A 4816-nucleotide genomic window follows, 5' to 3' on the forward strand; every position below is an offset into this window, starting at 1 on the left:
ACTGTTCAGGTTGATGGTTCACCGGTGGGAAGGGACCGGGCCATGCCACGGCCTGTCCGAAAGGACGACCACGATCCACTCGGTCTCCTTCCCACCTCAACCATACACCAGAACCAACACACAGGATCCTCGGGTCTGCGCCGCGCCGCTGCGCGGCGCTCCGCCCTAGGATGACGAACGCGAATGGCGGGCGCCTCACCTCAATCTACCCATCCGCCTAGCTTGCCCTCTCATCCTCCATCGTCTATCGGCGATGGACGATGACCGAATCCCCCGAAAGCCGTTGCGCCGACAGCCGCGCCATCGCGCTGCGCCTGGCGGCGCTCTCGCATCCGGCGCGCATCGAGATCCTGAAACATCTTGCGGCCAGCTCATGCTGCTCGTGCCGTGAGGTGGTCGATCATCTCGATCTCGCCCAGTCGACCGTTTCGCAGCACCTGAAGGTCCTGGTCGAGGCGGGGCTCGTCCGCTTCGAGACCGACCGCCAGCGCTCGCGCTACGCGGTCGACCATACCGCGCTTGCGGGCGTCTCCGCCTCGCTCAACCAACTCATTGCTTCCTGCTGCCCCGGCAGTTTACCCAAAAGGCAAGACTAGTGGCCGAAAAGACCGTATCCGCCGAAGCCGGCACCCTCACCACATTGCGCAATCTCTGGCCCTATATGTGGCCGGCCGAGCGAGCCGATCTCAGAGCCCGTGTCACGTGGGCGACGCTGCTTCTGGTCGTCGCCAAGCTCACTTTGGTCGCCGGCCCGTATTTCTTCAAATGGGCGACGGATGCGCTGGCCCATGCCTCCAAGACCCCGCCGCCGCTGCCGTCCTTCCTGCTCGCGCCCGTGGCGCTGGTCATCGCCTACAACGTGCTGCGCCTGGTCCAGCTCGGCTTCAACCAGTTGCGCGACGCGCTATTTGCCCGCGTCGGCCAATATGCGGTGCGCCAGCTCGCCTACCGCACCTTCGTCCACATGCACGAGCTGTCGCTGCGCTTCCATCTGGAGCGCCGCACCGGCGGCCTGTCGCGCATCATCGAGCGCGGCACCAAGGGCATCGAGACGATCGTGCGCTTCATCATGCTGAACACGGCGCCGACCATCCTCGAATTCGCTCTGACGGCCGGCATCTTCGCCTTCACCTATGGCTGGAAATATGTCGCCGTGGTCGCCGTCACCGTCTGGCTCTATGTCTGGTTCACGGTCAAGGCCAGCGACTGGCGCATCTCGATCCGCCGCGACATGAACGACAGCGATACCGACGCCAACACCAAGGCGATCGACTCGCTCTTGAACTTCGAGACGGTCAAATATTTCACCAATGAGCGCATGGAGGCCGAGCGCTTCGACCACTCGATGGCGCGCTACGAGATCGCCGCGACCAAGACCTGGACATCGCTCGGCTGGCTGAATTTCGGCCAGGGCCTGATCTTCGGCCTGGGCACAGTCATCGTCATGTGCATGTCGGCGCTGGAGGTGCAGGCCGGCACGCAGAGCGTCGGCGACTTCGTCTTCATCAACGCCATGCTGATCCAGCTTTCGGTGCCGCTCAATTTCATCGGCTTCATCTACCGCGAGATCCGGCAGGGCCTGACCGACATCGAGCATATGTTCGACCTGCTCGACGTTCGCCAAGAGATCGTCGATAAGCCGGACGCGAAGCCGCTCAGGGTCGGCCCCGGCAAGGTCGAGTTCCGCGACGTGCATTTCTCCTATGATCCTAACCGCAAGATCCTGAAAGGCGTCTCCTTCGAGGTTCCGGCCGGCAAGACGGTGGCGATCGTCGGCCCCTCCGGCGCCGGCAAGTCGACCATTTCCAGGCTTCTGTTCCGCTTCTACGACGTGCAGGGCGGCCAGGTGCTGATCGACGGCCGGGACATCCGCGACGTCACTCAGGAGAGCCTGCGCGCCGTGCTCGGCATGGTGCCGCAGGACACGGTGCTCTTCAACGACACCATCGCCTACAACATCCGCTATGGCCGCGTCGGCGCCAGCGAGGAGGAGGTGCGCAAGGCCGCCGAGCTTGCCCAGATCGGCCCGTTCATCGACAAGCTGCCCGAAGGCTACAAGTCGATGGTCGGCGAGCGCGGCCTGAAACTGTCGGGCGGCGAAAAGCAGCGCGTGGCGATCGCCCGCACCATCCTCAAGGCGCCGCCGATCCTGATGCTCGACGAGGCGACCTCGGCGCTGGATACCCAGACCGAGCAGGAGATCCAGGCGGCGCTCGACCTCGTCAGCAAGGGCCGCACCACGATCGTCATCGCCCACCGCCTGTCGACGGTGATCTCGGCCGACGAGATCATCGTGCTCAAGGACGGCCAGATCGCCGAGCGCGGCACGCACACGGCGCTGCTGGCCAAACACGGCCTCTACGCCTCGATGTGGGACCGCCAGCGCGAAGCGACCGAAGCCGAAGAGCGCCTGCGCATCGCGCGGGAAAGCGACGAGCTTGGGGTGATCGTGCGCAGAAGGACTGCGGAGGTGAGCTAGGAGCCGGCTTCCCCTTCTCCCCTTGTGGGAGAAGGTGGATCGGCGCGCAGCGCCGAGACGGTTGAGGGGTGTTCCAGGGAACGCCAACGCCTCATTCCCCTGGAGCACCCCTCATCCGGCCGCTTCGCGGCCACCTTCTCCCACAAGGGGAGAAGGAGAAGTTGGCGCTAAATCCCCCCTTGACCTCAACCTATCTTGAGCTTGCAAACCGTCTCCGAGCCACCTGCCAGGCAACCTTCCAAATCGGAGACAGATCGAAATGAGCACCAACAATCACCCCACCGGCAGCGTGTTCCGGGTCGACAAATTCGTCGTGCCGGCCGAGGCGCGCGACGAAATCCTGAGCAAGGTCTTCATGACGCATGAACTGCTGCGCCGGCAGGAGGCCTTCGTGCAGGATTTCCTGCTCGAACAATTCTCCGGCCCGGGCGAGTTCAACATCGTCACCATGGTCGAGTGGGAAAGCCAGGCGGCAATCGACAAGGTGGTGCCGATCGTCAAGGCCGCCCATGAACGCATCGCCTTCAGCGCGCAGGAAACCATCGCGCGGCTCGGCGTCAAGGCCGACATCGCCAACTATCGGCGCGTGCCGGAGGTGTAAGAAGGCCATCCGGCTCCCGGCGCGGATACAGCGATGCTCAGCACCTGACCGGTGCGGGCGTCGCTCACCATGTTTTCGAAACCGCGCCATTCGGCGGCGAGGACGAACAGCGTCCTGCCGTCGGCTCCGCCCAGCATGCAGGCAAAGCAACCGCGATCGACCTCGAGCTGGTCGATCTTCTCGCCGCCTTCGCGCACCCTGACGCAGTGCCGGTTCGGCACATCGGCATACCAGACGCAGCCTTCGGCATCGATGCAGATGCCGTCAGGATAGTCGTTGCCGAGATCGGCCCAGACGCGCCGCTTGGAAAGGCCGCCTTCTTCAGCGATGTCGAAGGCCGTCAATCGATTGGCATGGGATTCGGCGACGATCAGCGTCCGGTGGTCCGGCGTCACCGCCATGCCGTTCGCGAAAGCAAGATCCTCGGCGACCTGCCGCACCGCCCCGTTCGGGCTGATCAACACGATCGTGCCCGGTCCGAAATGCTCGCCCGGCGCCGGCGCCGGCCCGCCGCCATTGACGTAGATGTTGCCGCGCCCATCGACGACAATTTCGTTCCAGGGGTTTTTCGACAGGCCTCGGAGATCGGCATGGGTGGCGAGCGTTCCATCCGCTTCCCGCCGCAGCAGAAGCCCCTCCCGCCCGGAAACGACAAGCAATCGTCCATCGGGCAGCCAGTCGATCGAATAGGGCAGGACGGCCGGCACCTTGAGCATGACCTCGCTTGTGCCGCCCTCGTCCACGGCGACGACCTCGCCGGTGCCCCAGTTGCAGAGCCAGAGCCGGCTATCATGCCAGCGCGGCGACTCGCCGAAGGCAAGGCCTTCAGTGATGATATTGGCTTTCCTGGCGCTGCTCGATGACGGCATTTGGCTGGCTCCGTTGGCGGGTTCTCCAGCCTTAGGACGGATGAGGTCGCGAGGTTCCGACAGTCAATGCTGGAATCAGCAGCGATGTTGGCTTCCTCACATCCCCCATTGTTGCGTTGCGGGGAGGGGGGCTTTCGGCTATTGAGGCGCAACCTGAAACAGGGACCGCCCCCAAGCCCTATGACGCTTCTCGACTCGGTCAAGAATACGTTCGTTCCGATCCACCGCGAAGGCTATCCCTTCATCGCCGCCTTCGCCGCGGCGACGCTGTTTCTCGGCTATTTCTCCTCGGTCCTGTTCTGGATCGGGCTGATCCTCACCGCATGGTGCATCTATTTCTACCGCGATCCCGAGCGCGTCACGCCGGTCGACGACCGGCTGGTCGTGAGCCCGGCCGATGGCGTGATCTCGGCGGTGGGGCCGGCCGTGCCGCCGAGTGAGCTTGGCCTGGGCCCGGGCGAGATGACCCGGATCTCGGTGTTCATGAACGTGTTTTCCTGCCACATCAACCGCGCTCCGGTGCGTGGGCGGATCACGCGCATTGAGCACAAGCCCGGCAAATTCCTCAATGCCGAGCTCGACAAGGCAAGCGCCGAGAACGAGCGCAACGGCCTGGTCATCGACAGCCCGAACGGCACCATCGCTGCCGTCCAGATCGCCGGGCTGGTGGCGCGTCGCATCGTCTGCTGGGCCGAGGCCGGCGGCTCGATCGCCATCGGCGAGCGTTTCGGCCTGATCCGCTTCGGCTCGCGCGTTGACGTCTTCCTGCCGACAGGCGCCGTGCCGCGCGTCGCGGTCGGCCAGACGGCTGTGGGCGGCGAGACCGTGCTTGCCGAATTCGGCGGCACGGCGGTCACGCCCCTGGTC

The 4816-nt window shown here is 64.6% G+C and carries 5 protein-coding genes; 4 read left to right on the top strand and 1 reads right to left on the bottom strand.

Features of this window, described 5'->3' with window-relative positions; translation table 11 throughout:
* Positions 1–260 precede the first annotated feature (260 nt).
* The 3 genes from EOA28_RS25220 to EOA28_RS25230 all read left to right on the top strand — a co-directional run bounded on the left by EOA28_RS25220 (position 261) and on the right by EOA28_RS25230 (position 3080).
* The gene (locus EOA28_RS25220) at positions 261–596 is read left to right on the top strand and encodes a metalloregulator ArsR/SmtB family transcription factor (protein ID WP_128315402.1); all 336 of its coding nucleotides are present in this window, start codon (positions 261–263) and stop codon (positions 594–596) included.
* Positions 596–2479, top strand: coding sequence for an ABC transporter ATP-binding protein/permease (locus EOA28_RS25225; RefSeq protein ID WP_127253544.1), 1884 nt, complete (start codon positions 596–598; stop codon positions 2477–2479). Before EOA28_RS25220 ends, EOA28_RS25225 begins: the two co-directional genes overlap by 1 nt.
* A 259-nt stretch (positions 2480–2738) precedes the next feature.
* Positions 2739–3080 (top strand): antibiotic biosynthesis monooxygenase, encoded by a 342-nt coding sequence (locus EOA28_RS25230; protein WP_127253545.1) that lies wholly within the window; start codon positions 2739–2741, stop codon positions 3078–3080.
* Here EOA28_RS25230 and EOA28_RS25235 read toward each other — a convergent pair.
* Complete coding sequence (locus EOA28_RS25235; protein WP_128315403.1) at positions 3056–3949, bottom strand: SMP-30/gluconolactonase/LRE family protein; 894 nt, start codon at positions 3947–3949, stop codon at positions 3056–3058. The genes EOA28_RS25230 and EOA28_RS25235 overlap by 25 nt on opposite strands.
* A gap of 180 nt (positions 3950–4129) precedes the next feature.
* On the opposite strand from EOA28_RS25235, the gene EOA28_RS25240 reads away from it, so the two are divergent.
* On the top strand, positions 4130–4816 hold a 687-nt coding region (locus tag EOA28_RS25240; protein WP_128315404.1), incomplete at its 3' end, for a phosphatidylserine decarboxylase.

This window comes from Mesorhizobium sp. M2A.F.Ca.ET.067.02.1.1, assembly GCF_004023285.1.
Lineage (GTDB): Bacteria > Pseudomonadota > Alphaproteobacteria > Rhizobiales > Rhizobiaceae > Mesorhizobium.